Origin of the sequence: Streptomyces apricus (assembly GCF_008369065.1) — a bacterium.
In the GTDB taxonomy this organism is placed as follows: domain Bacteria; phylum Actinomycetota; class Actinomycetes; order Streptomycetales; family Streptomycetaceae; genus Streptomyces; species Streptomyces apricus.
On record NZ_VDFC01000046.1, the window covers coordinates 1,142,123 to 1,144,878 of the forward strand.

2 protein-coding genes are annotated in these 2,756 nt (G+C 75.8%); both read left to right on the forward strand.

All coding sequences use genetic code 11. The annotated features are described in order from the left end of the window. The coding region (locus tag FGF04_RS40205; protein ID WP_188114214.1) for an HAD family hydrolase at positions 1–1,498 on the forward strand (1,498 nt) is incomplete at its 5' end. 154 nt (positions 1,499–1,652) lie between these two features. Beyond that, positions 1,653–2,690, forward strand: a complete 1,038-nt coding sequence (locus tag FGF04_RS25305; protein WP_149513547.1) for a rod shape-determining protein — start codon at positions 1,653–1,655, stop codon at positions 2,688–2,690. Positions 2,691–2,756: the final 66 nt, after the last annotated feature.

Consider the following 2,756-nt stretch of genomic DNA (forward strand, 5'->3'; position numbering starts at 1 on the left):
GTCCGACATCGCGGTCGTCCTCTCCCCGGTCCTGTACGAGGAGCTGGCGGCCGGCGACCTGCCCGCCGGGCCGGTCCCCCTACGGCCCCTGCACACCGGACCGGACAACGGGCCGCCCCTCGCCTGGTACTGCCGGCTGGAGATCCCGGACCGGGTGCCCGACCCCGAGCCCGTGCGGCGCGACCTGGTGCGCGGCCCGTTCAGCACGCGCCGCGCCGGTTCGATCCGCCTGCCCGAGCCGGGGCGCACCGCGGTGGTCGTCCGGCCCCCCGACGGCCCACCGGTCCTCTTCGACCCCGCGGCGTTCGCCGGCGCGCCCGCCTCGGGGCCCCGCGTCACCTACTACGAGGTCGACCTCACCACGCACCGGGCCGCCCACGAGCTCTCCCTGCCGGCCTCGCGCGGCGGGACCTTCACCGCGTCCGCCGAGCTGTCGTGGCACGTCGACGACCCGGTGGCGTTCGTGCGCGGCGGGACGGCCCGGATCTCCGAGCAGCTCCTCGACCACCTGGTGGACACGGCCCGCCGCGTCACCCGCCACCATCCACCCGGCCGTGCGGGCGCGGCGCAGCACGCGGTGCGCGACGCACTGCACGAGTGGCCGGTGCCGGGCCTCTCGGTGGCGTGCTCGGTACGCCTCGTGCCCGGCCCGGAGCCACAACCCGTCCGGCCGGCCGACCAGGAGCCCGGCACGCAGCACGACCTGCAGCACGCCCTCCTGTCCCGCCGGACGATCCGGACGCCCCGTCGTGCGGCCACCCCGCCCCCCGACGAGTCGGCCGATTTCCTGGTGCGGGCCCCCCACATCCTCATCGGTTTCGACGGCCCCCTCGTGCGCCTCTACTCGGGTGACGCCGAGCGGCAGGCCGTCCGGGAGCTCACCGCGCTGCTCGCCGAGCTGCGCGACCCGCAGGACGCGCTGGACGGCGAGCCGCTGACCGCGCGGGCCGCCGCCGGGGACGCGCCCGCGCCCCCGCTGGAGGGACGCGTCAACCCCCTCGACCTGCTACGGGCCTTCGCCGGCCGGCCGGCCGGCGGCGACCTGCGGCGGCGGCTCAACCGGATCGAGGAACGGGCGGTGTCGACCGCCGCGTCCACGCCGTTCTCCGACGCCCTGATCACGACGCTCAACTCGCTCGGGCGGCGCACGGCCGTCGTCGCGGACAACGCGCCGAGCGCCGTCTGGAAGTACCTGCAGGCGCACGGCCGGCTGACCGGCCTGGTCACCGGCGGGGTGCACGGCCGCACGGACGACCTGACCCGGCTGATGCCGGACCCCGACTGCCTCCTGCGCGCCCTGGAACAGCTCGGGGCGACGCCGGAGGACGCCGTGCTGGTCGGCTCGTCGGTCGCCGAGCTGACCGCGGCGAAGGCCCTCGGGCTGCGCTTCCTCGGCTACACCCGCTCGGAGCCGCACCGGCAGCGCCTGGTCCGCGCGGGCTGCGAACTGACCACCTCCTCCTGGGCCCCGCTGCTCCGGGCCCTGCCCAACACCTGAGCCGCGGTCCGGGGAGCGCCGGCGAAGACCACCCGTCCAGCGGCACCCCGCCCGGACCATCCCGAAAGGCGACGCCCCGTCAGATCCCGCACGATGCGTAGGGAGGACCGCCGTCCGGCGGAGTCCCAGGTCTGCGCTCTCGGGAGGACCCGCCATGACCGCCAGTCTGGAGCAGTTGCGCCGCTGCCACTTCGCCGTCGACCTGGGAGCGGCACGGACCCGTGTCTACGTGAAGGGGGCTGGGCTGGTCGTCGACCAGCCCAGCGTCGCCGCCGTGAACACCAGGACCGGCGCACTGATCGCGGTGGGTGAGTTCGCCGAGAAGATGACGGGCCGCACCCCGCACTACATCCGCGTCGTACGCCCGGTCTCCGGCGGCACGGTGGTCGACATCGAGATGGCCCAGCGCATGCTGCGCCAGCTCCTGGGCGACAAGGTGCGCCGCGCCCTGCGCCGCAAGCCCCTGCTGCGGGCCGCCGCCTGCACGCCGCACGGCTCCGACCCGCTGGCGCAGCGGGCGACGGTGGAGACGCTCGTCGGTCTCGGCGCGCGGCGCGTCGAGCTGGTCGACACGCTGATCGCCGCCGGCGTCGGCTGCGGGCTCCCCGTGGAGCGCCCCGAGGCCACCATGGTCATGGTGTGCGGGGCCGCCGCGACCCAGGTCGCCGTGCTGTCGCTCGGCGCGATCGTCACGGCCGAGCGCATCCCGGTGGGCGGCGAGGCCATCGACCACGCGATCGTCCAGCACCTGCGCCACCACCACGAACTGATGCTGCCCTCGCAGTCCGTACGCCCCCTGCAGCTGGCCCTGTCCGGGAACGGACTCACCTCGCAGGGCCCCGCCTCCACGGAGATCCACGGCCGGGACGTGGCCACCGGCCTGGCCCGCTCCGTGCAGGTCGACACGGCCGCGGTGCGCGAGGCCATCCAGACCCCGCTGACCGCGGTGCTCGACGGCATCGGCAAGGTGCTGCGGGTCTGCCCGCCGGACCTGGTGGCCGACCTCGCCGACCGCGGGATCATGATGGTCGGGGGCAGCGCGCTGCTGCCGGGCCTCGACCAGATGCTGCGGCAGGCGACGGGCATGCCGGTGCACATCGCCGAACGGCCCGACGTGTGCGCGGTCCTGGGCCTGGGCGCCATGCTGGAGGGCAGGATCGAACCGCTGGTCCTCGACACGACGGCCGGCTGAGGGCAGCGCAGGCACCCGCGGGCGCAGCGCCTCGACCCCGCCGCCGCACATGACACACCCCACGGA

What these genes read in the sequence shown, in the direction of transcription:
- FGF04_RS25305 (WP_149513547.1), top strand. Translation starts at nt 1,653, where the DNA reads ATGACCGCCAGTCTGGAGCAGTTGCGCCGCTGCCACTTCGCCGTCGAC.